The sequence below is a fragment of the Streptomyces sp. IBSNAI002 genome (assembly GCF_052244475.1).
In the GTDB taxonomy this organism is placed as follows: domain Bacteria; phylum Actinomycetota; class Actinomycetes; order Streptomycetales; family Streptomycetaceae; genus Streptomyces.
On sequence record NZ_JBQPXG010000002.1, the window covers coordinates 6555854 to 6581079 of the forward strand.

A 25226-nucleotide genomic window follows, 5' to 3' on the forward strand; every position below is an offset into this window, starting at 1 on the left:
GGGTGGCACGGTGGACTTCAGGCCGTCGGGCCGAGGCGTTGCGCCGCCATGGCGGAGGTGGCCGCCCGGTCCGGTTTGCGCGAGCGCCCCGACAGGGGGATGCGGGCGAAGAGGAGGGCGTCGGGGCGGGCCGTTCCCATCCGGTGCAGCGGACCCGACAGGGCGCTGCGCAGGCCGTGTTCGTCCGCGCCGCGCCCCGGCTGCACGACGGCGACCAGCCGTTCGTCGCCGTCGCCCGCCGGGACCCCGACGAGCACGGCCAGTTCCACCCCGGGCACGTGCAGGGCCGGCTCGTACAGCCCCGGGTAGATGTTCTCCGCCCGGCGCAGCACCATGTCCTTGCACCTGCCCTCCAGGACGATCCGCCCCGCGCCGTCCAGCCGCGCCCGGTCGCCCGTGCGCACCCACGCGTCGGGTTCCTCGCCGAGGTAGCGGTTCCGGGCCGCGGCCCCGGTCAGCAGCAGCTGGCCGTCCGTGCCGGTCCGGGCCAGGACGCCCGGCAGCGGGGCCCCGAGTAGGTCGCCCGGGCCCTCGAAGGCGGACTTCTCCCGGGCCTCGACCGCGGCGGCCGGGAACAGCTCGGTGAGCGCGTACACCCCCCAGGCCCGGGCCGCGCCCGCCGCCCGCACCCGCTCCAGCAGCGCGGCGTCGGCGGGGGCCGAGCCCGTCCAGACCCGGCCGTGGAAACGGGCTCCCGCGTCCAGCGCGTCCCGCAGCCCGGGCGGGGTCAGATAGGTGTCCCGGGGGCGCAGCCGGTGGAGCTGGCGGGCCAGCACCTTCGGGTCGCGGGCCGGGAGCGCGACGGGGGCGCCGCACGTCAGCGAGGGGACCAGGACGAAGAAGGTGCCCCCGAGGACGGGCTGGTCGGGGGCCCCGTCGAAGAGGGAGGCGACCGTGGCCATCCCGGCGGCCAGGCTCGACCGGGTGTGCACCACGGCGCGCGGCCGGGAGGTGGTCCCCGAGGTGAACACGATGACGGCGTCCCCGTCGTGGTCCCCGTACACGGGCACCTCGGCCCGGGAGGCCGTCAGGTCCAGCGCGGGCGCGCAGCCCGGCAGCCGGGGCCCGACGGTGGCCACCGGCCCCAGCTCGGCCAGGTCGGGCAGGGCGAGCCCGGCCCGACGGGCCAGCGGCCGGGCCCAGCCCGCCACCGCCTGCGCGGCCGCGTCGGCCAGCACCAGCGCCGGCCGGGCCAGCGACAGCCGGGCGCGCAGCACGTCGGGCCCCGCCCCCGGGTCGAGCACGGCGCCGCGCAGGCCGAGCCGCCACAGGGCGAGCAGGACGGCGAGGGCCCGCGGGCCGGGCCGTACGGCGACCCCGACGGTGTCCCCGGCGCGCAGTCCGCGCGCGTGCAGGGCGGCGGCGAACGCGTCGGACAGCTCGGCGAGTTCCCCGCGGGTGGCCCGGACCCGGGGAGCGCCGGTCCGGGTGGCGGTGAGCACCGCCTGCCGTTCGGGGCGGCTGCGCAGCGCGTGGTCCAGGCGGTCGAGCATCAGCGGGGGTCCGTTCCGTGCGTGCCGCTGCCCTGGTCCAGGTACCAGCGGGCGGTGCCCGCGATCCCGTAGGCCCGCAGGCGCCGCGTGGAGTTCTCCACGACCATCTCCCGGGAGTGCGCGATCCGGTCGGTGTGGCGGCGTACGGCGTTGAGGAAGAGCCGGTCGGTGGGGGAGGGGCGCCGGGGCATGCCGCCGACGGCCAGGTACAGGTCGGCGGTGATGGCCATGTTGTTTCCGGCGTGCATGCGGTACGGGGCCCGGAAGCCGTTGCGGCGCGCGTGCCGGGGCCGCAGCCGTCCGAACAGCGCGGCGAGCGCGACGAGGAGGCCGAAGCCGGCCCGGCCGAGCGGGCCGTGCTCGTCGCGCCGGGCGACGATCCGCCCGCACACCAGTCCGGGGCGCTCCGTGAGGGCGGTCCGCGCGGCGCGCGTCCAGCCGGGCCGGGGCAGGCAGTCGGCGTCCGTGCGGGCGAGGAGGGCGGCGCCGCGGCCGATCGCGTACCGGAAGCCGGTGTCGACGGCCGAGCCGACCCCCTTCTGCGGTTCCTCGATCACCTCGACCGGGAAGGGCGCGTCCGCCGCGAACCGCCGGGCGATCTCGGCCGTCCGGTCCGCCGAGGCGTTGTCGACGACCAGCAGGGTGAAGTCCCGGTCCCGCTGCGCGGCCAGGGCCCGCAGGGTCTGCGCGAGCCGCGCCTCCTCCTCGTGCGCGGGAACGACCACCCACAGGGACCGGTTCACGACTTCTCCCAGACCATCGTCATGATGCTGATGCCACCGCCGAGTCCTACGAACAACACCCGCTGCCCCGGCTCCAGTTCCGCGAACACCCGGTCCAGCTGGACCCCGATGCTCGCGCTCGCCACGTTGCCGAGCTCGGGCACGGTCACCACCAGCTTCCCGGCCGGCACCCCGGTCAGCTCCGCGAACCGCTCCAGGTACGGCACGGTCACCTGGTGCACCAGCACCTTGGCGAAGCCGTCCCAGTCCATCCCGGTCCGGTGCAGCGTCCGGTCGATGACCGCGGTGCCCACCTTCTCGAAGACGCCGCGCAGTTCGTGCCCGTCGCCGCGGAAGTAGGTGTACCCGTCCCCGCGCGGGTGGCGCGAACCGCCGCCCGGGATGCCCCCGACCTCCCAGTGCTCCGAGTGGGTCTCCGTGTCCACGTCGAGGATCCCGCCGCGCTCCACGGCCTCCACGACCACGGCGGCCCCCGCGTCTCCGAACGTGTACCCCGCGAAGCCGCTGCGGAACTCGGCTGCGTCCGCGGGGTCCTTGCGCACCGCCCGGCTCGGCGTCTCCCCGGTGACCACCAGGGCCCGCCGCGCCCGCCCGGCCAGGATCATCGACCGGGCGAGGTCGATCCCGTTCACGAAGCTGTTGCAGGCGTTGGTGACGTCCAGGGCGTGGGCCCGCGAGCCCAGCCCGGCCTGCACGATGTGCGCGGTGGCGGGCTCGACCATGTCCCGGGAGGCGGAGGCGAAGAGCAGCAGGTCGATGTCGAGCGGGCCCAGGCCGGCCGCGTCCAGAGCCCGGCGGGCGGCGCCCACGGCGAGGGTGGAGGCGTACACCTCCGGGCCCGCGACGCGGCGGGAGACGATCCCGGTGGCCTGCCGCAGCAGCGTCGGCGGCAGCGTGAGGCCGCTGAGCCGGGCCACCTCCTGCTGGAGGGAGTCCGAGGAGAGCACCTCGGCGGGCAGCATGCTGCCGACGGCGGTTATCCCGGCGCGCGGCCGTGGGTGACGTGGCTGAAAGGGCATGCCCACACGATGACAAGCCGCCATCTCCCGGACCTGAGTACGGATGCTCAGATCGGTGCACGGGCCGGATGAGTACCCCCGCAGAGGCCGTCCGGCCTCGAAGTGGAGTGACTCCGGGGGCTGTTGCGCAGCGGGTGGTTCGCCTACCGTCTTCGCCAGACGCGCGGGCCGTCGGCGGTGACCACTGCCGTTATCCGGCTGTACGGCCGGGTGTCAGGCAGGGATCTCCGTCCGGTACCCGGGGGGCGCTGTCCTTGGGGCGCCCCTCGACTCCCCCTCCCCCCTCACCCGCAGAGGTCGTCACGCCATGGCAGAACTCAACCGTCGCAGGTTCCTGCAGATCGCCGGCGGCGCCGCCGCGCTGACGATGCTGAACGACAGCATCGCGCGGGCCGCCGCCATCCAGGCCCAAGGCACCACAGGCACGATCCAGGACATCGAGCACGTCGTCGTCCTGATGCAGGAGAACCGGTCCTTCGACCACTACTTCGGGGCGATGAAGGGCGTCCGGGGCTTTGGCGACCCGCGGCCGGTCCTCCAGGACAACGGCAAGTCCGTCTTCCACCAGTCCAACGGGACCAAGGACATCCTCCCCTTCAACCCGCAGATCGCGGACCTCGGCATGCAGTTCCTCGAGGGCCTGAACCACGACTGGGCGGGCGGCCACCAGGCGTACAACAACGGCAAGTACGACAAGTGGGTCCCCGCCAAGACGGCCACCACGATGTCGTACATGACCCGGAACGACATACCGTTCCACTACGCCCTGGCCGACGCCTTCACCGTGTGCGACGCCTACCACTGCTCCTTCATCGGAGCCACCGACCCCAACCGCTACTACTTGTGGACTGGTCATACGGGCAACGACGGCACCGGCGGCGGCCCCGTCCTCGGCAACCAGGAGCTGGGCTACGGCTGGAAGACCTACCCCGAGCGCCTGGAGGCGGCCGGGGTCTCCTGGAAGGTCTACCAGGACATCGGCGACGGCCTGAACGCGGCCGGCCACTGGGGCTGGATCAACGACGCCTTCCGCGGCAACTACGGCGACAACTCGCTGCTCTACTTCAACGCCTACCGCAACGCCGCGCCCGGCAGCCCCCTCTACGAGAAGGCCCGCACGGGCACCAACGTGAAGGCGGGCGGCGGGTACTTCGACCGGCTGCGCGCCGACGTGGGCAACGGCACGCTGCCCCAGGTGTCCTGGATCGCGGCCCCCGAGGCCTTCAGCGAGCACTCCAACTGGCCGACGAACTTCGGAGCCTGGTACATCTCGCAGGTCCTGGACGCCCTGACGTCGAACCCGGCGGTGTGGGCGAAGACCGCCCTGTTCATCACCTACGACGAGAACGACGGCTTCTTCGACCACGTCGTCCCGCCCTACCCGCCGGCCTCCTCGGCCTGGGGCCTGTCCACGGCAAACGTGACCGGCGACCTCTACAACGGTGGCGGCGGCTACGCGGCCGGCCCCTACGGGCTCGGCCCGCGCGTCCCGATGATCGTGGTCTCGCCGTGGAGCAAGGGCGGCTACGTCTGCTCCGAGACCTTCGACCACACCTCGGTGATCCGCTTCATGGAGAAGCGCTTCGGCGTGCAGGAGCCCAACATCTCGCCGTGGCGCCGTGCGGTCTGTGGTGACCTGACCTCGGCGTTCGACTTCACCCGGGCGGACGCCGCGCCGGCCGCCCTGCCCTCCACGGCCGGGTACGTCCCGCCGGACAAGGACCGCCACCCGTCCTACCACCCGACCCCGCCGGCCACGGGCGTCCTGCCCAAGCAGGAGGCCGGGTCCAAGCCGACCCGCGCCCTGGGCTACAGCCCGTACGTGGACGGCGCCCGCACCACCTCCACCGGCAAGTTCACCCTGACCTTCTCCTCGGGCCCCACCCTCGGCGCCCACTTCCACAGCACCTCGGGCAACCGTACGGACGGCCCCTGGCCCTACACGGTCGAGGCGGGCAAGACCCTCTCCGACACCTGGAGCACCAGCAGCTCCACCGGCAACCAGATCAACCTCACGGTCTGGGGTCCGAACGGCTTCCTGCGCACCTGGAAGGGCCCGACGAAGACGGCCGGCCCCGAGGTCACGGCCCGCCACACGGCCTCGACCGGACACCTGGCCCTCACCCTGACCAACCCCGGTACGGCCGCGGTCGGCCTCACGGTGACCAACGCCTACGGCGGCGCCTCCCAGGTCATCGCGGTCGGCCCCGGCGCCACGGTCTCCCACACGGTGAACCTCGCCGCGACGGCCCGCTGGTACGACGTCAAGGTCGTCTCCGACAAGGACGCCACCTTCCTGCGCCGCTTCGCCGGCCACGTGGAAACGGGCGCCCCGGGCCTCTCCGACCCGGCGATCAAGACCGTCTGATCACTCCGCGGCGCGTACGGCCGCCGGCCCGGACCGGGCCGGCGGCCGGCGGTGTGACGGCAGGCGGGGTGGGAAGGAGGTACGGCGTCGCAATCCGCCGTCCCGTCACCGAGGGAGAACGCATGGCCATCGCCCACCGCAGGATCGGCACCGGGCCCGTCCGCGTCATCGTGCTGCACGACTGGTTCGGCACCTCCGCCAACTGGGGTTCCGCGCTCGACTGCCTGGACCCGCAAGGGTTCTCGTACGCCTTCCCCGACTACCGCGGCTACGGCACGCGGCGGGACGTCCCCGGCCGGTACGACCTGCCCGAGATCGCCGACGACGTCCTGGAGCTCGCCGACGAGCTCGGCTGGGAGACGTTCTCCCTCCTCGGCCACTCCATGGGCGGCAAGGCGATGCAGCAGGTGCTCGTCCGCGCCCCCGAGCGGATCGAGAAGCTGGTCGGGCTCGCCCCGGTGCCGGCCGCGCCCTACGCGATGGACGACGCCACGCACACCCTCTTCCACGGCGCGCCCGAGGACCCGGAGAAGCGGCGCGTCATCCTCGACCTGGTCACCGGGAACCGGGCGAGCCGCCACTGGGTGGACCGCATGGTCGCCCACTCCCTGGACGTCTCCCGGCCCGAGGCCTTCGCCGCCTACCTGGCGAGCTGGCAGCCCCTCGACCTGTCCTCCGCGGTCAAGGGCAACACCGTCCCCGTGCTGGTCCTCGTGGGGGAGTACGACCTCGCGCTGACCGCCGACGTGATGCGCGCCACGTGGCAGGCCTGGTACCCGAACTGCCGGATCCGCGTCCTCCCCGGCGCCGGCCACTACCCGCCCCACGAGACCCCGGTCGCCTTCGCCACCGAGGTGGAGGCCTTCCTGCGCGCCTAGCCGGTGTGGTTCCGGACACGGGAAAAGCCCGTGAGGGGTACGAGGAAACCTCGTACCCCTCACGGGACCCACAGGGTGAGTGACGGGACTTGAACCCGCGGCCACCTGGACCACAACCAGGTGCTCTACCAACTGAGCTACACCCACCACGAAGGGTGGCGGACCACCCGTTCGACGTGCATGCACAGCATAGCCGATCAGAGGGGTGCTCCCGCGACGCCTTATTCCGCGGCGGCCCGGGCCGGGCCGCCGGCGGTCCGGCGCGGCCCCTCCCCTCCCCGCGCGGCCCACGGCAGGATCACCCGCATGACCCGTGAACCCGCACCCTTCACGACCGAGGACTACGCCGCCCGGATGGCCGCCGCCACGCAGACGGCCGCCGACGCCGGACTCGCCGGGCTGCTGATCGCGCCCGGTCCCGACCTCACGCACCTCACCGGCTACCGCCCCACCGGAGAGACCGAGCGGCTCACCCTGCTGGTCCTGGCCACCGGGCAGGAGCCGGTGCTCGTGGTGCCCGCCCTGGAGGCCCCCGACGCCGCCAAGGCCCCCGGAGCCGCCGCGCTGGCCCTGCGGGACTGGGCGGACGGGAAGAACCCGTACGTCCTCAGCGCCCCGCTGCTGGACGCGGCCGGGCGCTTCGGGGTGAGCGACAGCACCTGGGCCCTGCACCTCCTCGGACTGCAACGGGAGTTGCCCGCCACCTCCTACGTGCCCCTCACCGACGCGCTGCCCATGCTGCGCGCGGTCAAGGACGAACGGGAGCTCGAGCGGCTCGCCGCGGCGGGCGCCGCGGCCGACGCCGCCTACGCGCAGATCCTCCACGTCCCCTTCGCGGGCCGCCGGGAGACCGAGGTCGCCGAGGACCTGGCCGCGCTGCTGCGCGCGCACGGCCACTCCCAGGTCGACTTCACCGTCGTCGGCTCCGGCCCCAACGGGGCCAACCCGCACCACGAGGCCGGGGAGCGGGTCATCCGGCACGGGGACATGATCGTCCTCGACTTCGGCGGCCTGCGGTACGGCTACGGCTCCGACATCTCCCGCACCGTGCACGTGGGCGAGCCGACCGCCGAGGAGCAGCGCGTCCACGACGTCGTCCGCGAGGCCCAGCGGGCCGGGGTGGCCGCGGTCCGGCCCGGCGTCTCCTGCCAGGAGGTGGACCGGGCCGCCCGCGCGGTGATCACCGAGTTCGGCTACGGCGACCGCTTCATCCACCGCACCGGCCACGGCATCGGCGTCACCACCCACGAGCCGCCGTACATGGTCGAGGGCGAGGAGCGGCCCATGGTCCCCGGCATGTGCTTCTCCGTGGAGCCGGGCGTCTACCTGCCCGGCCGGTTCGGTGTCCGCATCGAGGACATCGTGACCGTCACCGAGGACGGCGGGCGCCGCCTCAACAACGCCCCGCGCGAGCTGGCGGTCGTCGAGTAGCGGCCCGCACCTCCCGCACCTCCCGCACCACCCTCACGGCCCGAGGACGACCGCCGATTCGCCCGGCAGGTGGATCCGCCCGTCCGGGCCCGGGTGTTCGAGCGGCTCCCAGGCGGCCAGCACCCGTACTCCGTTGCGGCCCAGCGCGATGGTCACCGGCTCCGGGGACAGGTTCACCGCCACCCGTACGTCGCCCCGCCGGAACGTGAGCCAGCGCCGCTCCTCGTCGTGCGCGACCCGGACCGCCGCCAGGTCCGGGTCGCGCAGGTCCGGGTGCGAGCGGCGCAGCGCGACGAGGGTGCGGTACCAGGCCAGCAGGCGGGCGTGGCCGGCCCGCTCCGGCTCGGCCCAGTCCAGGCAGGAGCGGTCCCGGGTCGCGGGATCCTGCGGGTCGGGGATCTCTTCGGCCTTCCACCCGTGCGCCGCGAACTCCCGGCGCCGGCCGGCCCGCACGGCCTCGGCCAGCTCCGGGTCGGGGTGGTCGGTGAAGTACTGCCAGGGCGTGCCCGCACCCCACTCCTCGCCCATGAACAGCATCGGCACGAACGGCCCGGTCAGCGCCACGGTCGCGGCGCACGCCAGCAGCCCGGGGGAGAGCGAGGCGGCGAGCCGGTCGCCGAGCGCCCGGTTGCCGATCTGGTCGTGGGTCTGGCTGTAGCCGAGGAAGCGGTGCGCCGGGGTCCGGCGGCGGTCCACCGGGCGGCCGTGGGTGCGGCCGCGGAAGGAGGACCAGGTCCCGTCGTGGAAGAAGGCGCGGGTCAGGGTCTTGCCGAGGGCGGCCAGCGGGGCCCGGGCGAAGTCGGCGTAGTACGCCTGGGACTCCCCGGTCAGCGCACAGTGCAGGGCGTGGTGGAAGTCGTCGTTCCACTGGGCGTGCAGCCCCAGGCCCCCGTCGGCGCGCGGCGTGGTGGTGTGCGGGTCGCACCGGTCGGACTCGGCGACCAGGAACAGCGGCCGGCCGGTCTCGGCCGCCAGCTCGTCCACCGCGGCGGACAGCTCCTCCAGGAAGGTCAGGGCCCGCCCGTCGGCGAGCGCGTGCACGGCGTCCAGCCGCAGCCCGTCGATCCCGTAGTCGCGCAGCCAGGCCAGCGCGCTGCCCAGGAGGTACGCGCGCACCTCGTCGGAGCCGGGCGCGTCCAGGTTCACCGCCGCGCCCCACGGGGTGTGGTGGGTGTCGGTGAAGTACGGTCCGAAGGCGGGCAGATGGTTGCCGGAGGGGCCGAGGTGGTTGTGGACCACGTCCAGGACCACCCCCAGCCCGGCGGCGTGGGCCGCCTCCACGAACCGGGCCAGCCCCTCCGGTCCGCCGTACGGCTCGTGCACCGCCCAGGGGGCGACCCCGTCGTACCCCCAGCCGTGCCGCCCGGGGAAGGAGCAGACCGGCATCAGCTCCACGTGCGTGACGCCGAGCCCGGTGAGGTGGCCCAGGCGCGCGGCGGCGGCGTCGAAGGTGCCCTCGGGGGTGAAGGTGCCGATGTGCAGCTCGTACAGGACCGCGTCCTGGAGCGGGGTGCGGGGGGCCGCGGCCGCCGGCCCGGGGAGCGCCGTGAAGTCGACCACCGCCGACAGGCCGTCGGGGCCGTCCGGCAGCCGCCGCCCGCGCGGGTCGGGCCGCGGGTCCGGCTCGCCGTCGAGCAGGAACCCGTACCGGCTTCCGTCGGCGGCGGGCGCCTGGACGGTCCACCAGCCGTCGCGCTCCGGATCGCGTGCCATGTCGTACGTCGCGTCGTCGAGTCGCATGGCGACATGACCTGTCAGCGGTGCCCACACCTCGAACTGCACGGACGTTCCCCTCGTCTGCGGCGCTGTTCAGCATGCGTATCCTGCCCATCATTCCGGGCCCGGCGGGGGAGTTCTGGACACTCCGGCCCCGACGGGCCGACAATCACCCTGTGACGTCGAGTTTTGAGTTCCCCGCCTACCCGGTGCCGCGGCTTTCGGATGCCGAGCGTGACCGGGCGCTGGGCCAGCTCAGGGAGGGTGCGGCCCTCGGGAAGCTGTCCCACGACACGTTCCTGCGCCGGATGGAACTCGCCCTGGTTGCCCGCCGTTCCGAGGACCTCGCCGTCCTCACCGCCGACCTCCAGACGCGGGAGGGGCCCGAAAGCCCCTGGACCCGTCGGCTGTTCGGCTGGGTCGGGCGGGTGTCCGCGGTCTCGGTCGGGGTCCGGCGCGCCTGGGCCGCGGAGAAACTGCCCAAGCTGCTGCTGCCGCACCCCGGCGCGGGCGGCCTGCGGATCGGCCGCGACCCCGGCAACGGGCTGCGGCTCAGCCACGAGACCGTCTCCCGGGCACACGCGGAACTGAGCCTGCGCGACGGGGTGTGGGTGCTCAAGGACCTCGGCTCCACCAACGGGACCACGGTCAACGGGCGCAGGGTCACCGGGTCCGCGGTGGTCCGGGACGGCGACCAGGTCAGTTTCGGGAGGATGGCCTTCCGGTTGTCGTCGAGCTGAACCCGGCCCGCGGGCGGGCCGGACCGTGGTGCAGGGTGGAGGGCATGGAACACATGCCTGTCGTGCGCCGCGCACGCGTCGGGGACCTGCCGCGCCTGGTCGAACTCATGCGGGAGCACATCGCGTACGAGAAGTCCGCGCCCCGGCCGCCGGACCTCGCCGAGCGGCTCGGGCGGCGGCTCTTCGCCGAGGACGCCCGGATGTGGGTGCTGCTCGCGCAGGCCCCGGACGGCGGGGTCGCCGGATACGCCGCCTGCTCGGCGGAGTTCTCCTTCTGGGACGCGGACCACTACCTCCACATGGACTGCCTCTACCTGGCCGAGGAGGCCCGCGGCCACGGGCTGGGCGCCGCCCTGGTGGACGGAGTGCGGGAGCTGGCCCGCGAGCTCGGCCTCGGGCAGGTCCAGTGGCAGACCCCCGACTGGAACGAGGGCGCGATCCGGTTCTACGACCGGCTGGGCGCCACGGGCCTGCCCAAGCGGCGGTACGGCCTGCCCGTGGACGCCTCCGACAGGCCTTAGGGCGCGATCAGGCGTTCGTACGCGGCCAGGACGGTGCGGGACTGGTGCTCCACCTGGGTGGCGACCGGGACCCAGCGGGCCTGGAATCGGGCCGCGAAGTCCTCGCACCACCCCGTGACCAGCCGGTCCAGCCCAGGCGCCGACGGATGGCCCTGGGTGCGCAGCACCCGCAGCAGCATCGCGGCGGCGCGCAGCGACAGGCGGCGCCCGAAGGCGTCGATGCTCGCGACGTACGCCGAGGTGGCCTCGCTGGGAGCCCCGTCGCCGGCCCACTCGGCGGTGATCCGGGGGATCAGCGCGAGGGTCCAGTCCACCGCGCGCAGCAGGGGCGCCGCGGCCGGATCCTCGTACGGCAGCGGGCCGCGTCGGATCGCCTCCCGTACGGCGGCCACCCGCGCGGTGTCCTCGCCGAGCCGCGCGGCCAGCAGCCGCAGGGCGCCGCGCGGGTCGGGGTGCGGAGTCGGGTCGTCCACCAGGTCCGAGGCCCACATGGGGACTTCGACGATCGCGGTGGTGCCGGCGTAACGGTGGGCGTGGTACCAGGTGCTGAGTCTGGTGTCCTCGGGGTGGAAGGCCCCGGCGGCCTCGCTCCCCGGCTGCGGGATCACGAAGATCCCGGGCCCCGGGGAGGGCCAGCCGGCGGCGTCCGAGGCCCCGTTCTCCACCGGGATGCGCAGCTCGGCGGCCGATTTGCCGAAGGGCTCGGCGAGGCCGGATATGTCACGGGTGAGCTGCACCCAGGAGCCGCCGAGGTCGGTGGCGTGCAGCGAGACCTGGAGCACGGGCCGCAGCTCGTCGATCAGCGCGGTCAGGGCGAGGGTCTCGGGCGGCAGCCGGTCCGGGGGCAGTAAAGACGGCGCCCACTCGGGCTGTTCGGGGCCGGGGGGCCGGAAGAAGTGCCGGTGGTAGTCGAGCAGCGAGTACGGCCGGGGCGTGCGGTGCAGTTCGGCGCCGTCGGGATCGGCGCAGAGCAGGAAGTGCCAGCCGCAGCCGGTGCGCGGGCCGGGCTCGTGCAGGAGCCGGCGGGCGAGGGAGAGCACGGTGGCGCCGCCGACGGGTTCGTTGGCGTGGGCCCCGGCGACCACGAGGACGTCCCGGAGGGGGCGGCCGGTGGCCGCGAGGGAGAGCAGCCAGAGGGGCTGCCCGGCCCGGGAGGTGCCGGCCTGGCGCAGCCGGACCGAGGCGGGGTGTTCGTCCGCGAGGGCCCGGGCGGCCAGGGCGAGCTCGTGCGGTGTGGGGTAGCGCATGTCGCGGAGGAGGGTCACAAGGGATGCCATGCCCGCCGGGCCCCGCCCCTACTGCTGCGCAGCCCTCACAGTTCCCCCACCGGGGCCGAGAGGCCGGGGCCCCCGGTCCCCGGCCCGGACCCGGCCCCCCGTCTCGGGGTCAGGCGGTGCGGAGGAGGAGGCGGACGGGGGCCGGGGCCAGGAGGAGGGGGAGGGGGGCCTCCGTCTCGTGCGGGGTGCCGTCCGGGAGGGCGGTCCAGTGGCCCGGCGGCAGGGGGAGGACCGTATCGCGCCAGCCGCCCGCCAGGGCCAGGCGGTGGGCGAGCCGCGTGACCACCACCACCAGGCCCGGGGAGCGGCTGAAGGCCAGGCAGTGGTCCGCCGCCGGCCCCCGCGCCGCCAGCGGGGCGTACCCGCTGAACAGCTCCGGCCGGTCCCGCCGCAACCGCAGCACCGCGGCCGTGAGCGCCAGCTTCTCCTCGGCGAGCCCCTCCGGACCGGCTCCGGCGTCCAGCCGGGCCAGTGCCTCCCGCGGGAAGCGGGCCGGCCGCCGGTTGTCCGGATCGACCAGGGCCCGGTACTCCGTCTCGGAGCCCTGGTACACCTCCGGCACCCCCGGCATCGCCAGATGCAGCAGCGCCATGCCCAGCACATTGGCCCGGGCCGCCTCCGCCAGCTCCGGCGGCAGGTCGAGCGGCCCGGGCGCGTACCCGGCCACCGCCGCCTCGTACGCCTCGTCCGGCTCCGTCCAGCTGGTCCGCAGGCCCGCCTCCCGGACCCCCTTGAGCAGCGCCTCGGTCAGCCGGGGCACGGCCTGGGGGGCCCGGCCCAGCCCCAGCGCGGTCTGCCGGGCCGTCCACGCCAGCGCCGGGTCCGCCCCGTCCGCGGCCCCCTCCATCGGCCCGGGCGCCTGCGACAGCACCGAGATCCTGGCCCGGACGTCCGCGCTGCGCTTGGTGTCGTGGGTGGACAGCACCGTCCCCGAGCGGGGCCAGTCCCGCTCCAGCCGTTCGCAGTACGTGTGGAACTCCGCCGCGCGGACCGCGGGCCGACCCGGATCCCCGCCGACCTCGGTGGCCGACAGCAGCGGTGCGTACCGGTAGAACGCCCGGTCCTCCAGGGACTTGGCCCGCAGCGCGGCCGAGGTCTGCGCGAAGCGGGCCGCGAACGCGGGATCGCGCAGCAGCAGCTCCCGTACGCCCGCCACCGCGCCGGGACCGGCCGCCGCGGCCGCCCGTTCCACGGCCCGCGGATCCGGCTCGGGCTCGCCGGGGTAGGGGCGGTAGACCGGGTAGGCGATCAGCAACTCCCGCACCGCGCAGGCGAGGTCCGGCCCGGCCCGGCGTTCGAGTGCGCCCAGCTCGGCGGCCAGGTCGCCGGTCAGCACCTCGCGCGCGCAGGCCTGCGCGATCCGCTCCCACGCCGGACTCCCGGTGGACTCGCCGAACCGCCGGGCCAGTTCCGCCGCTCCGTCCGGATCGGTGAACACCCCGTCCACCCGGTGCAGCGCGTCGTACCCGGTGGTGCCCGCCACCGGCCAGGCGGACGGCAGCCGTTCGTCCCTGGCCAGGATCTTCTCCACCACCACCCAGCAGTGCGGCCCCGCCGCCTCCCGCAGCCGCCGCAGGTAGCCCTCCGGGTCCGCCAGCCCGTCCACGTGGTCGATCCGCAGCCCCTCCACCACCCCGTCCCGGACCAGCTCCAGCACCTTGGCGTGCGTGGCCGTGAACACCTCAGGGTCTTCCACCCGGACCCCGATCAGCTCCGAAATGGTGAAGAAACGCCGGTAGTTGAGTCCGGTCCGGGCCTCCCGCCACCAGGCCGGCCGGTACCACTGCGCGGCCAGCAGCTCGGGGAGCTCCAGCCCCGCGGTCCCCTCCCGCAGGGGGAACTCCTGCTCCCCGTAGCGCAGTACGTCCCCGTCGGCCGTCAGCTCGCAGGACGCCGCCGGTCCGGCCAGCACCGGCAGCAGCACCTGCCCGCCGCCCGCCTCCCAGTCGATGTCGAACCAGCGGGCGAACGGCGAGCCCGGCCCCTCGCGCAGCACCTCCCACAGCGGCCGGTTCAGCCGCAGCGGCGCCGGTACCGCCATGTGGTTCGGCACGATGTCGAGCACCAGGCCCAGCCCGTGCGCCCGGGCGGCGGCGGCCAGTGACCGCAGGCCCGGCTCGCCGCCGAGCTCCCCGCGCACCCGGGAGTGGTCGGTGACGTCGTACCCGTGCGCCGAACCGGGCACCGCCTCCAGCACCGGCGACAGGTGCAGATGGGACACGCCCAGCGAGGAGAGGTACGGAACGGCCGCCTCGGCCGCCGCGAACGGGAACTCCGGACGCAGCTGGAGACGGTAGGTCGACGCCGGAGTGACAGGTGTCGGAACATCAGATTCCCATGGGCTGGGTGACCGCGGCAGGCTCATGAGAACGTACGTACCCAGCCTGCCGGATTCCGTGCCATTACCCAATGCATACGAGTGACTGCGTCGGGTTAGCGTTGCTCAAGTGGTTGGAACCGTCAACACCTATCGAAGAGTCATCGCCCTGACCGGGCCCCTTCTCCCCCTCGTCTCGTTCTTCGCCCGACTGCCCGTCGCGATGTCCCAGTTCGGCAGTGTCGTGCTGGTCGCCCAGACCAGCGGCTCGATCGCCACCGGCGCCATCGTCGGCGGCACGCTCTCCGCCGGTCAGGTGGTCTTCGGACCCGTCCTCGGCCGGCTCGCCGACCGGCACGGCCAGCGGCCCGTCGTACTGACGGCCGCCGCGGTCAACGCCCTCGCGACCGCCGCCCTGGTGGCCGGGGCCCTCGGCCACCTCGCCACCCTCCCGCTCGCCGCCGTCGGAGCCGTCGCGGGCGCCTCCATCCCGCTGATCGGGCCGCTTGCCCGGACCCGCTCCGTGGCCCTCGCCCACCGCGCCAAGTCCGACGAGGGCGTGGTCGGCGCCGTGCACTCGCTCGAAGGCACCCTGGACGAGGTCTCCTTCGTCCTCGGCCCCGCCTTCGTCGGGCTCGCCTCGATCGTCGCGCACCCCGCAATCGCCCTCGGCGGGGCGGCCGTCCTCGTCGCCGTCTTCGGCACGGCCTTCGCGCTGCACCCGACCGCCGCCGTCACGGCGGGGCGCCCCGCGCGGCCCCGCGCCCGGGGCCGCCGGGAGCGCCGGGTCCGCCAGCCGCGCGTGGTCCACGCCGTCCGCGGCTCCCTCGCCCTCCAGGGCGCCATGTTCGGCGCCTGCCAGGCCGGGATCGCCGCGCTCACCATGCGGCTGGGCGTCCCCGAGCAGGCCGCCGTGGTGTACGCCGCCATGGGCGTCGTCAGCGCCGTCGTCGGCATCTCGCTCGGCGCGCTGCCGGCCCGCTTCGGGCTGCGGCTGCGCTGGCGGGTGGCCACCGGCGCCGCCCTGGTGTTCTCCGTGCCGCTGCTGTTCACCGGCGCCCTGTGGCCGCTGTACCTGGTCGTCACCGTGCTCGGCGCGGCCTACGCCCCGCACCTGATCACCGCGTTCGCCCTGACCGAGCGGGTGGTGGAGCCCGCCCGGCTCGCCGAGTCGATGGCCTTCGCCGCCAGCGCCCTGGTCGCCGGGCAGGCCCTCGCGCTGCCGCTCTCCGGGCGGCTCGCGGAGTCCTACGGGCCCGCCGCGGCCTTCGCGGTGGCCGTGGGGGCCGCCGCGCTCTGCCTGGCCCTCGCCCTGGTCACGAGGGTGCCGGCGGCCCGTACGCACGGCACGGTCTTCATCCCGGCCCAGCAGGCCGGCTCGCCGTCCGTGGGCGAGAGCTCCGCCTACGCCGGGCGCTGAAGCACCACCAGACACCGTCCCGTCAGCGCCACCCGGTCCCCGGCCGCGAACTGCGGCCCGATGCCGGGTGGCAGTACGTCCGGCCGCGCCGTGTCCACCACCAGCCGCCACTGCGCCCCGTGCCCCGCCGGAACGGTGAACTCCTGCGGATCGGCGCCCGCGTTGAACATCAGCAGGAACGAGTCGTCGGTGATCCGCTCCCCGCGCGTCCCCGGCTCGGAGATCGCCTCCCCGTTCAGGAACACCGTCAGCGCCCGGGCGTGCTGGGCCTGCCAGTCACGGGCCCGCATCTCCTCGCCGTGCGGGGTGAACCAGGCGATGTCGGAGAGCTCGTCGTGGGTTCCCTCCACCGGCCGCCCGTGGAAGAACCGGCGCCGCCGGAACACCGGGTGGTCGCGGCGCAGCCACACCATCCGCCGGGTGAACTCCAGCAGCGAGGGCGCCGGTTTGCCGGGCTCCGGCCAGCCCACCCAGGACAGTTCGTTGTCCTGGCAGTAGGCGTTGTTGTTGCCGCCCTGCGTGCGGCCGAACTCGTCGCCGTGGCTGAGCATCGGCACGCCCTGGGACAGCATCAGCGTGGCCGTGAAGTTGCGCATCTGCCGCTCGCGCAGCTCCAGCACCTCCGGGTCCTCGGTCGGCCCCTCGACCCCGCAGTTCCAGGACCGGTTGTGGGTCTCGCCGTCCCGGTTGCCCTCCCGGTTGGCCTCGTTGTGCTTCTCGTTGTAGGAGACGAGGTCGTGCAGGGTGAAACCGTCGTGGCAGGTGGTGAAGTTGATCGAGGCCAGCGGGCGCCGGCCGTCGTCCTGGTAGAGGTCCGAGGAGCCGGTGAGCCGCCCCGCGAACTCCGCCAGCGTGCGCGGCTGCCCGCGCCACAAATCCCGTACGGTGTCCCGGTACTTGCCGTTCCACTCGGTCCACAGCGGCGGGAAGTTGCCCACCTGGTAGCCGCCCTCGCCCAGGTCCCAGGGCTCGGCGATCAGCTTCACCTGGCTGACCACCGGGTCCTGCTGGACCAGGTCGAAGAACGAGGACAGCCGGTCCACCTCGTGGAACTGGCGGGCCAGCGTCGCCGCAAGGTCGAAGCGGAAGCCGTCCACGTGCATCTCGGTCACCCAGTACCGCAGCGAGTCCATGATCAGCTGGAGCACGTGCGGGGAGCGCATCAGGAGCGAGTTCCCGGTGCCGGTGGTGTCCATGTAGTGGCGCGGGTCCTCCGCCAGCCGGTAGTACGAGGAGTTGTCCAGCCCGCGGAAGGACAGCGTCGGACCCAGGTGGTTGCCCTCGGCCGTGTGGTTGTAGACCACGTCGAGGATCACCTCGATCCCCGCCTCGTGCAGGGCCCGCACCGCCGACTTGAACTCCAGCACCTGCTGGCCGCGGTCACCCGAGGCGTAGCCGTTGTGCGGGGCGAAGAAGCCGATGGTGTTGTAGCCCCAGTAGTTGCTCAGCCCGTCGTTGACCAGCCGGTGGTCGTTGACGAACTGGTGCACCGGCATCAGCTCCAGCGCCGTCACCCCGAGCTTGGTCAGGTGCCCGATGACCGCCGGGTGCGCGAGCGCCCCGTACGTGCCGCGCAGCTCCTCGGGGAGCTCGGGATGGTGCATCGTCAGACCCTTGACGTGGGCCTCGTACAGCACGGTGTGGTGGTATTCGTGACGCGGCGGCCGGTCGTTGGCCCAGTCGAAGTACGGGTTCACCACCACGGAGCTCATGGTGTGCGGGGCGGAGTCCAGGTCGTTGCGGGAGTCGGGCCGGCCGAAGTGGTAGCCGTACACCGCCTCGTTCCAGTTCACCCGGCCGCTGATGGCCCGCGCGTACGGGTCCAGCAGCAGCTTCGCGGCGTTGCAGCGCCGGCCGCGGTCGGGCTCGTACGGGCCGTGGACGCGGAACCCGTAGCGCTGGCCCGGCATGACGCCCGGGAGGTAGGCGTGCCGGACGAAGGCGTCCGTCTCGCGCAGCTCCACGGCGGACTCCGACCCGTCGTCGTGGAGGAGGCACAGCTCGATGCGTCGGGCGGCCTCCGAGTAGACCGCGAAATTGGTGCCGGCGCCGTCGTACGTGGCACCGAGCGGATACGCCTGTCCCGGCCAGACCTGCATAGATAACGACTCTTCCCATCCTGCTCCGGCTGATCCGGCTGGACCGCGTCACTGCCAGATCTTCCCCGAAAGAGGGGCCTCACGCGCGGACTTGGGTTGCTCTCTCCGGGTGACCCGCAGAGCTGATATGCGGGTCGGACGACTGTGTGGGCATCGGATAATGGGTCAACGGACAGCCGGTGTACGGGCCATCGGGCTGCACCGGGCCGCGCGCGCGGAGTACCCTTCCGTGATCACTGGAGACGGGCGTCCAGACGCAGAAGGCGGTGCACGGGTGAGCTCGGGAGGTCTGGAGCTGCCCCCTGGTGACAGCGGTCACGAGGGCGGCCCCGCGGACGCACCGTCGGCGGGGGTCGTGACCGGGGCGGTGTCGCTGGCCCCGAAGGCGGCCGACAGCGCCCCGGCCGGTGCCGAGCTGGACTGGGGCGCGGAGGCCTGGAGCGAGGTCCGTACGCGGGCGCAACGCGCGGGCCGTGCGTACATCTGGCTGAACTTGATCGAACAGCGGCTGCGGTCGGTGGTCGGAGCGGTGCTGCGGCCGATCTACGAGCCCGTGCACGGCGGGGACGACTGGGTGGTCGCGGCCGCCGGGCCCGCCGGGCAGGAGTGGGTGCAGCGGGCGGTCGCCGTGCGCGAGGTCAGCCGGCGCAAGGGGTACCTCCTCGACTCGGCCGACGACAACGTGCTGAGCTTCCTGACGCTCCCGCAGCTGCGGGAGCTGATGGTCCAGCACTGGCCCTGCTTCGAGCCGTACTTCGACGACCGGCGCGAGATCGAGCTCGCCCTGGACGAGCTGGAGGTCACCCGCAACGTCGTCTCCCGCAACCGGGCGCTGTCGCGGCCGGTGCTGGAACAGGCGGAACGGGCCTCGGCGCGGCTGCTGGAGGTGCTGGGCGGCGGCGCGGGCAGCCCGTCGGCCGACCGGCTGCCGATCGACGCCGTCGAGGACCTGGTGGGCGACCGGTACGCGGACGTCATCTCGGTCCACCCGGACCGGGTGCGCCTGCAGCGCCAGCTGCCCGCGGAGGACCTGTTCGGCGGGGCGCGCCGGCTCGACGCCATCGGCATAGGCCTCAACCTGCTGGTCCAGAACTTCTCGGGCCGAAGACTCGTCCGGCTCACCGAGGCCGGCTGCCGGGTGCGGCTGCTGTTCCTGAACCCGGCGAGCAGCGCGGTCAAGCGGCGCGAGCGCGAGCTCGGGCTGCGCAAGGGCGAGCTCAGCCGCTCGGTGGAGATGAACATCCTGCACGTCCGCCGGGTCCGGGCGGGGCTGCGGGACCCGTCGCGGTTCGAGATCCACGTCTTCGACGAGACCCCGCGGTTCACCGCCTACCTGGTGGAGGGCCAGTCCTCGGGGATCGCGGTCGTCCAGTCGTACCTGCGCCGGGCCCGCGGCATGGAATCCCCGGTCCTGGTCCTGCGCGGCGGCGGCCGCGGCGTGCCCAAGGACGCCGACCACGGGCTGTTCACGACGTACCGCGAGGAATTCGAATCGGTGTGGGAGGACTCCCGGCCCGTGTCGTGACGCCGCCCCCGCGCCGTGCCCCCGGCGGCCGGCCTGTCAGTGGCCCGTGGCAGGCTGAAAGTCGTTGACCGAAGGTGTACGGGGGGAAGGGCGCGTGATGGGGGACTGGCACGGCGGTGTGCTGATCGGATTCGACCTGGAGACGACCGGCACGGAGCCGGGGGAGTCGCGGATCGTGACGGCGGCGGTGGTCGAGGTGCGGGGCGGCGAGGTGCGCGAGCGGCGCGGCTGGCTCGCGGACCCGGGGATACCGATCCCGGAGGGGGCCTCGGCGATCCACGGGATCAGCACGGAGCGGGCCGTCGCCGAGGGCCGGCCGGTGCGGGAGGTGGCCGAGGAGGTCGCCGAGGCCCTGGTCGGGCACTGGCGCGGCGGCGCGGTGGTCGTCGCCTACAACGCGGCCTTCGACCTGACCCTGCTCTCCGCGGAACTGGCCCGGCACGGGCTGCCCTCGCTGGCCGACCGGCTGGGCGGGGCGGCGACCGGGCCGGTGGTGGACCCGCTGACCATCGACCGGGCCGTGGACCGGTACCGGCGCGGCAAGCGCACGCTCGAGGCCGTCTGCGGGGTGTACGGGGTCACCCTCGACGCCGCGCACGACGCCGGGGCGGACGCCCTGGCCGCGGTCGAGGTGGCCCGCGCGATAGCCGAGCGGCATCCCGAGGTGGCCGCGCTCACCCCGGCCGACCTGCACGACCGCCAGGGCACCTGGCACGCCCGGTGGGCCCGCGACTTCCAGTCCTACCTGCGCCGCCAGGGCACCCCGGACGCGGTGATCGACACGGCGTGGCCGCTGCGGGGCCTGGTGCCGGCGGCCGGTTAGGGGGACGGCCGGGCGGGAGACGGCCGGGTAGGGGGACGGCCGGGCGGGTTCAGAGGCGGAAGGCGGACGGGTCGATCGAGGCCAGCCGCTTCACCAGGCCCGGTACGCCCTGGCCGCGGTCCTCGCGGTGCTCCACCGCGCGCAGGGCCGGGATGATCAGCCGGGCACCCGGGTAGCGGACCGGCTCCGGGGGGATCCAGCCGCCGGGCGGGCGGGTGAAGGCCGAGCCCGACCATTCGTCCTTCGTGCCCAGCACGAGGGAGGCCAGCACCTTCGCCATCAGCCGGGAGGGCCCCACCCCGTCCCCCGAGTAGCCCGTGGCGTAGCAGACCCCGGGCACCGACTTCAGCCAGCCGGCGAAGGGGAGCGAGGTGGTCGAGTACTCCACGGGGGCGGTCCAGGCCGCGTCCACGGGCGCGCCGGCGAGCTCCGGGAAGAGCCGGGAGAGCTGGCGCCGCAGCTCGGCGGGGCGCAGCGGATCGCCCCACAGGGTGCCGGCCCCGCTCTGGCCGAAGGCCACGCCGGAGCCGCCCTTGCCGAAGACCAGCCTGCCGTCCGGGGTCGTGCGGTAGTAGTTCAGCCTGCGGCGGGAGTCGCAGACCGAGGTCCGCCCGTCCCAGCCGAGGTCCGCGAGCAGCTTCGGAACGGGCTCGGTGACGACGGTGTCGCTGGCCACGGTCACCATCCGGCGGCCGAGGTCCTCCAGCTGCCCGGCCCAGGCGTTGATGGCGAGCACGACCCGTTCGGCTGACACCCGTCCGTAGGGGGTGTGGGCGGTGGTGGCGCCCCCGTGCCCGGCCCGAAGGGCGGTCAGCGGGGTCCGCTCGTGGACGCGGACACCCGCTTCGATCGCCACCCGGCGCATGCCGCGGGTCAGCTTGGCGGGCTGGAGCGTGGCGCAGCCCGGGTCGAGGACCCCGCCGAAGTGGTTGCGGGTGCCGACCGCCCGCCGGGACTCGGCGGCGGACACCTCGTGCAGCGGCTCCGTCCCGGCCCTGCGCAGGTCCTCCAGGGTCTGCCGCCACGCCCCGTGCTGGGCCGGCGAGGAGGCGGCCCACAGCCACGGGCCGCGCGTGTGCTCGACGTCGATGCCGTGGGTCTCGGTGAAGGCGAGGATGTCGTCTACGGCCTGCGCGGAGGCCTCGCCCAGCCGGCGCGCCTCCTCGGGCCCGCCGATCGCCACGAGGCTGCTGAAGCGGGCCCACATCGGCATCAGGTAGCCCGCGTTGGCGCCGCTGGCGCCGCCGCCGCACACATCGGCCTCGATCAGCACGATGTCCGTGCCCGGCGCCCGCCGCAGGATCTCCAGGGCGGTCCACAGGCCGGTGAAGCCGCCGCCCACGACGAGGACGTCGCAGCGCACCTCGTCGAGCAGCTGCGGTGAGCGCCCGTCGTCGGGTTCGGCGTGCAGGGCGTCCCGCAGCCAGGCGGTGCGCCGGGCCGGGGGCGGGGTGTCGGGGCGGGGCCAGGTGCCGGCCAGGACGAGATCGGGATCGGTCACGGTACGGGTTCTCCACGGTCGGTGCGGTGCGGCGTGAGGTGCAGGTGCGGGTCAGTTCTGGCGGGCCCGTGCGGCCCGGCCTGCGGCGTCCAGGTGCTCCGCCGCCGTCAGCAGGTCGATCCGCGAGCTCACCCCGTAGGTCTTGAACAGCTTCCGGAGGTGGTAGTTGACGGTGTGCGGGGACAGCGCGAGGCGCCGGGCGATCTGCTGGTTGGTGAGGCCCTCGCGGACCAGCCCGACCAGCACCCGCTGCTGTTCGCTCAGCTCCGGCCCGGCGGCCGGCACCTCGGCGAAGCCCGCCGTCGCCCGCAGCGCCGCCGCCTCCCGCTGGAGGGACAGGCGCAGCGAGTCGGGCATGGAGTCCGAGATGAGCCGGCGCAGCAGCGGGTTGGAGAAGACGGCCCGGCCGCCGTCGTTGCGCACCACGCCGGTCGCCTCCACCTCCTCCAGGGCCGGGAGCAGGGCGGACACCGAGGTCCGCAGCATCAGCGCCAGGTCCTCGTAGACCACCTCGCACCCCAGGAGCGAGGCCACGCACAGCAGTTGGCGGCAGCCGGGGGAGAAGTGCTCCAGGGTGGCCCGTACCCGGGTGGCCAGGCGGGCGGGGAGCCGCGAGGTCAGCAGCCGGACCTCGTCGTCCGCGGTCTCCACGGAGCCTTCCTCCTGGAGCCCGGTGAGCAGCTCGATCAGCAGCCGCGGATGCCCGCCGGCCTGGTCGAGCAGCTGTACCAGGGCGGGCGAGGGCGGCGCGCCCAGCAGGTCGCGGGCCAGGCTCAGCGAGGGGGACGGGCCCAGCGGGCCCAGCGCGAGGTGCTCGCTGCGGCCGGTGAGCCCGGCCGGGAGCGCCGGGCCCTCGCCGGGCCGGTGGGCCACCAGCCAGACCACGGGGTCGCCGCCGGGCCGCTCGCGGGGGGTGAAGGGCATCCGCGGCGGGCCGTCCACGGTCCGGCGGGTGTCGTCGACCAGGACGAGCACGGGCCCCGCCGGGGCGTGGCAGCGGCCGGGCCGGCCCCGGGTGTGCCGGGCCGGAGCGGTGCGGCGGCGCGGGTGCCGGGGATCGGTCCACGGGTCGGGGTGGTGGCCGGCGTAGCCCAGGCCGTCGGCGAGGAGGGCGGCCTCCCGGAGCAGCCGGGTCTTGCCGATGCCGGGCATGCCCTCGATCGACAGGACGGCGGGGCCGGAGCGGCGGCCGTACTCCAGCACCTCGCGGATGAGCCGCATCTCCCGCTCGCGTCCGCGCAGCGGCATGTGGGTGAGGGTGCCGTTCATATCGAGCCGCCGTAGCGCCGTACGCCGACGGTGTGGAAGCGCGCGGCCACGAACGCGGCGTCGCAGTAGACCGCGTTGCCCGACGGGTTCATGCCCGTGCCGTGCAGATCCGAGTAGACGGCCGACTGGGAGATGTACCAGTCGCCCATCAGGTTCGCGGACAGCATCACGCCGGCCTCGGCGCAGGCGGCTTCCATCGCCGCCTCCACCTCCGGCGAGGTGGAGTAGAGCCCGACGGACAGCGCGCCGCATTCGCGGGTGGTCCGGGAGACCAGCGCGACCGCGTCGGCGACGGAGTCCACCGCGACGGCGAAGACCACGGGGCCGAGCCATTCGGCGAGCAGGGTGGCCCGGTCTTCGGCCCGGTCCGCGTCGAGGGTCACGACGGCCGGGGTGCGGATGACCGCCTCCGGATGCGCGGGGTCGCGTACGGCGCGGGAGGGGACGGCCACGGTCCCGGCCTTCCCGGCCATCACCCGTTCGAGCCGCTCCAGGACCGGGGGTCCCAGGAGCGCGCCCAGGATGCCGGCGGCCTCGGTGTCGTCGGCGAGCAGCGCGGCCAGCGCCGCGCCGAGGTCGGCGACGATCTCCGCGTACGTCCGGTGCCCCTCGTCGGTGCCGATCCCGTCGCGCGGGATCAGCAGGTTCTGCGGGCTGGTGCACAGCTGCCCGCTGTACAGGGAGACGGAGAAGGCCAGGTTGGCGAGCATGTCGCGGTAGTCGCCGGTCGACTCCACGAGCAGGGTGTTGACGGCGGATCCGGAGGTGAAGACGCGTGCCTGGCGGGCGTTGTCCTCCAGCCACCGGCCGAAGCCGGTGGTGCCTGCGTAGTCGACGAGGCGGACCTCGGGGCGGGTGGCCAGGGCGCGGGCCAGTCCCTCGCCGGGGTGTTCGGACGCCAGGCACACCAGGTCGGCGGGGAAGCCGGCCTCGGTCAGCACCTCGCGGGCGATCCGGACGGTGAGCGCCAGCGGCAGGACGGCCGCCGGGTGCGGTTTGACCAGGACGGGGTTGCCGGTGGCCAGCGAGGCGAAGAGGGCCGGGTAGCTGTTCCAGGTGGGGAAGACACGGTTGGCGATGACCAGGGAGACGCCCCGGGGTACCGCCTTGAAGGTCTTGGCCAGGGTGACGGCCCGGCCGTCGCCCTGGGGTTTGCGCCAGACCGAGGCGGCCGGCAGCCGGGTCTGTTCGTCGAGTGCGCGGGCCACCGCCTCGAGGCCGCGGTCCTGGGCGTGGACGGCGCCCGCGTGGAAGGCCATCAGGAAGTTGTGGCCGCTGGTGTGCACGGCCGCGTACGCGAACTCGGAGCTGCGGGCGTTGATCCGGTGGAGGATCTCGGCGCAGACCGCGGCACGGGCCCCGGGGCCCGCGTCGCGCCAGGCGGGCAGGGCCGCCAGCATGGCGGGCAGCAGGGCGTCGGGGTCGCAGTGCGGGTAGGAGACCTCCAGCGGGCCGCCGTACGGGGAGCGCTCGCCGCCGGCGTGCGGGGCGGGGCCCACGGTGCCGTCGCGGCCGGGCTGTCCGAGGTCGAAGGGCCGGCCGAGGAGCCGGCGGAAGGAGGCCTCGCCGGCGGTTCTCGCGCCCCGGCCGTAGGCCTGTGGATCCTCCGGGTCCTCCGCGTACGGCGACCAGTGCTCGCGGGTGCGGATCACCTCGCGGGCCCGTTCCAGGGTCTCGCGGTGCCGGGCGGCGAATCGGGTCAACGCGCCGCCGTCGGCGCGGGTTTCGGGAACGGGCGGCCGCACGGTGTGCGCCATGGTCCTCATCCTTCGTCGAGCGGTAGGGGTCGGTCCGGTCCGGGGTCGGCGAGTCCGGAAAGCCTTGGTGGTCACGCTAATTCGGCTGGTTCGCACCCACGGCGGAGTCAGGTCATGCAGGGAATTGACGGGCCGTTCACACCGTGGAGCGCGAGAACGGAGGCAGGGCGGACTTCCGGCCGGGGGGACACGGGATGAAATCCCGGCCGGATCTGGGACGTTGGGCACGCCCGCCGAGAAGACGGGTCAAACTGTGACGATGGCCATATCACGCGCAACTTGCCGCTATCGGCCATCATCTGGCGCGATACCACCGCTCCCCGCCTCCC

The 25226-nt window shown here is 74.4% G+C and carries 18 protein-coding genes and 1 tRNA gene; 8 read left to right on the forward strand and 11 right to left on the reverse strand.

Going from position 1 to position 25226, the window contains the following annotated elements:
- Positions 1–17: 17 nt before the first annotated feature.
- Genes ACTVZO_RS31105 through ACTVZO_RS31115 form a run of 3 tightly spaced genes read right to left on the reverse strand, consistent with a single transcriptional unit; the run spans position 18 to position 3198 of the window.
- Entirely contained in the window at positions 18–1493 is a 1476-nt protein-coding gene (locus tag ACTVZO_RS31105; protein WP_443301476.1) for an AMP-binding protein, read from the reverse strand.
- Entirely contained in the window at positions 1493–2236 is a 744-nt protein-coding gene (locus ACTVZO_RS31110) for a glycosyltransferase family A protein (protein WP_443301477.1), read from the reverse strand. The genes ACTVZO_RS31105 and ACTVZO_RS31110 overlap by 1 nt, the downstream gene beginning before the upstream one ends.
- Complete coding sequence (locus ACTVZO_RS31115) at positions 2233–3198, reverse strand: 3-oxoacyl-ACP synthase III family protein (protein ID WP_443301478.1); 966 nt, start codon at positions 3196–3198, stop codon at positions 2233–2235. The genes ACTVZO_RS31110 and ACTVZO_RS31115 overlap by 4 nt, the downstream gene beginning before the upstream one ends.
- 364 nt (positions 3199–3562) lie before the next feature.
- Between ACTVZO_RS31115 and ACTVZO_RS31120 the strand changes: the two genes are divergently transcribed.
- Together ACTVZO_RS31120 and ACTVZO_RS31125 are read left to right on the forward strand one after the other, a co-directional pair.
- The gene (locus tag ACTVZO_RS31120) at positions 3563–5623 is read left to right on the forward strand and encodes a phosphocholine-specific phospholipase C (RefSeq protein WP_443301479.1); all 2061 of its coding nucleotides are present in this window, start codon (positions 3563–3565) and stop codon (positions 5621–5623) included.
- Positions 5624–5745: 122 nt separating this feature from the next.
- Positions 5746–6501 carry an alpha/beta fold hydrolase gene (locus ACTVZO_RS31125; protein WP_443301480.1) on the forward strand — a complete coding sequence of 252 codons (756 nt, stop codon included), beginning with the start codon at positions 5746–5748 and terminating at the stop codon, positions 6499–6501.
- Between the two features lie 74 nt (positions 6502–6575).
- On the opposite strand, the gene ACTVZO_RS31130 is transcribed toward ACTVZO_RS31125, so the two are convergent.
- Positions 6576–6648: transfer RNA gene (locus ACTVZO_RS31130), tRNA-His, on the reverse strand.
- A gap of 159 nt (positions 6649–6807) precedes the next feature.
- Here ACTVZO_RS31130 and ACTVZO_RS31135 point away from each other — a divergent pair.
- Positions 6808–7932, forward strand: a complete 1125-nt coding sequence (locus ACTVZO_RS31135; RefSeq protein WP_443301481.1) for a M24 family metallopeptidase — start codon at positions 6808–6810, stop codon at positions 7930–7932.
- Positions 7933–7965: 33 nt separating this feature from the next.
- On the opposite strand, the gene treZ is transcribed toward ACTVZO_RS31135, so the two are convergent.
- Positions 7966–9714, reverse strand: a complete 1749-nt coding sequence (gene treZ / locus ACTVZO_RS31140) for a malto-oligosyltrehalose trehalohydrolase (RefSeq protein ID WP_443301482.1) — start codon at positions 9712–9714, stop codon at positions 7966–7968.
- 110 nt (positions 9715–9824) lie between these two features.
- On the opposite strand from treZ, the gene ACTVZO_RS31145 reads away from it, so the two are divergent.
- Both ACTVZO_RS31145 and ACTVZO_RS31150 read left to right on the forward strand, forming a co-directional pair.
- On the forward strand, positions 9825–10388 hold the full coding sequence (locus tag ACTVZO_RS31145; RefSeq protein WP_443301483.1) for a DUF1707 and FHA domain-containing protein: 564 nt from the start codon (positions 9825–9827) through the stop codon (positions 10386–10388).
- 44 nt (positions 10389–10432) lie between these two features.
- Positions 10433–10909: a GNAT family N-acetyltransferase gene (locus tag ACTVZO_RS31150; RefSeq protein WP_443301484.1), complete on the forward strand. Its 477-nt coding sequence runs from the start codon at positions 10433–10435 to the stop codon at positions 10907–10909.
- On the opposite strand, the gene ACTVZO_RS31155 is transcribed toward ACTVZO_RS31150, so the two are convergent.
- A complete protein-coding gene (locus ACTVZO_RS31155) occupies positions 10906–12174 on the reverse strand; it encodes a M14 family zinc carboxypeptidase (RefSeq protein WP_443303323.1) in 1269 nt (422 codons plus the stop codon). The genes ACTVZO_RS31150 and ACTVZO_RS31155 overlap by 4 nt on opposite strands.
- A gap of 121 nt (positions 12175–12295) precedes the next feature.
- Positions 12296–14551 (reverse strand): malto-oligosyltrehalose synthase, encoded by a 2256-nt coding sequence (gene treY, locus ACTVZO_RS31160; protein ID WP_443301485.1) that lies wholly within the window; start codon positions 14549–14551, stop codon positions 12296–12298.
- A gap of 82 nt (positions 14552–14633) precedes the next feature.
- Between treY and ACTVZO_RS31165 the strand changes: the two genes are divergently transcribed.
- Complete coding sequence (locus ACTVZO_RS31165; RefSeq protein ID WP_443301486.1) at positions 14634–15923, forward strand: MFS transporter; 1290 nt, start codon at positions 14634–14636, stop codon at positions 15921–15923.
- Here the strand turns inward: ACTVZO_RS31165 and glgX are convergent.
- Positions 15908–18022 carry a glycogen debranching protein GlgX gene (gene glgX / locus ACTVZO_RS31170; protein WP_443301487.1) on the reverse strand — a complete coding sequence of 705 codons (2115 nt, stop codon included), beginning with the start codon at positions 18020–18022 and terminating at the stop codon, positions 15908–15910. The genes ACTVZO_RS31165 and glgX overlap by 16 nt on opposite strands.
- Positions 18023–18296: 274 nt before the next feature.
- Here glgX and ACTVZO_RS31175 point away from each other — a divergent pair, with 274 nt between their 5' ends.
- Together ACTVZO_RS31175 and ACTVZO_RS31180 are read left to right on the forward strand one after the other, a co-directional pair.
- Positions 18297–19547, forward strand: coding sequence for an SAV2148 family HEPN domain-containing protein (locus ACTVZO_RS31175; RefSeq protein WP_443301488.1), 1251 nt, complete (start codon positions 18297–18299; stop codon positions 19545–19547).
- 97 nt (positions 19548–19644) lie between these two features.
- Positions 19645–20370, forward strand: a complete 726-nt coding sequence (locus ACTVZO_RS31180; protein ID WP_443301489.1) for a 3'-5' exonuclease — start codon at positions 19645–19647, stop codon at positions 20368–20370.
- Positions 20371–20419: 49 nt separating this feature from the next.
- Here the strand turns inward: ACTVZO_RS31180 and ACTVZO_RS31185 are convergent, their stop codons facing one another.
- From ACTVZO_RS31185 to paaN, 3 genes are read right to left on the reverse strand one after another with little or no spacing between them, the layout of a single operon-like run.
- On the reverse strand, positions 20420–21871 hold the full coding sequence (locus ACTVZO_RS31185) for an FAD-dependent oxidoreductase (RefSeq protein ID WP_443301490.1): 1452 nt from the start codon (positions 21869–21871) through the stop codon (positions 20420–20422).
- Positions 21872–21922: 51 nt separating this feature from the next.
- Complete coding sequence (locus ACTVZO_RS31190) at positions 21923–23140, reverse strand: helix-turn-helix transcriptional regulator (RefSeq protein WP_443301491.1); 1218 nt, start codon at positions 23138–23140, stop codon at positions 21923–21925.
- The gene (gene paaN, locus ACTVZO_RS31195; RefSeq protein ID WP_443301492.1) at positions 23137–24897 is read right to left on the reverse strand and encodes a phenylacetic acid degradation protein PaaN; all 1761 of its coding nucleotides are present in this window, start codon (positions 24895–24897) and stop codon (positions 23137–23139) included. Before paaN ends, ACTVZO_RS31190 begins: the two co-directional genes overlap by 4 nt.
- Between the last annotated feature and the right edge of the window lie 329 nt (positions 24898–25226).

Coding starts and splice junctions, on each gene's coding strand:
- ACTVZO_RS31105 (WP_443301476.1), bottom strand. CDS start 1,493: ATGCTCGACCGCCTGGACCACGCGCTGCGCAGCCGCCCCGAACGGCAG.
- ACTVZO_RS31115 (WP_443301478.1), bottom strand. CDS start 3,198: ATGCTGCCCGCCGAGGTGCTCTCCTCGGACTCCCTCCAGCAGGAGGTG.
- ACTVZO_RS31120 (WP_443301479.1), top strand. CDS start 3,563: ATGGCAGAACTCAACCGTCGCAGGTTCCTGCAGATCGCCGGCGGCGCC.
- ACTVZO_RS31125 (WP_443301480.1), top strand. CDS start 5,746: ATGGCCATCGCCCACCGCAGGATCGGCACCGGGCCCGTCCGCGTCATC.
- ACTVZO_RS31135 (WP_443301481.1), top strand. CDS start 6,808: ATGACCCGTGAACCCGCACCCTTCACGACCGAGGACTACGCCGCCCGG.
- ACTVZO_RS31150 (WP_443301484.1), top strand. CDS start 10,433: ATGGAACACATGCCTGTCGTGCGCCGCGCACGCGTCGGGGACCTGCCG.
- treY (WP_443301485.1), bottom strand. CDS start 14,551: ATGAGCCTGCCGCGGTCACCCAGCCCATGGGAATCTGATGTTCCGACA.
- glgX (WP_443301487.1), bottom strand. CDS start 18,022: ATGCAGGTCTGGCCGGGACAGGCGTATCCGCTCGGTGCCACGTACGAC.
- ACTVZO_RS31180 (WP_443301489.1), top strand. CDS start 19,645: ATGGGGGACTGGCACGGCGGTGTGCTGATCGGATTCGACCTGGAGACG.
- ACTVZO_RS31190 (WP_443301491.1), bottom strand. CDS start 23,140: ATGAACGGCACCCTCACCCACATGCCGCTGCGCGGACGCGAGCGGGAG.
- paaN (WP_443301492.1), bottom strand. CDS start 24,897: ATGGCGCACACCGTGCGGCCGCCCGTTCCCGAAACCCGCGCCGACGGC.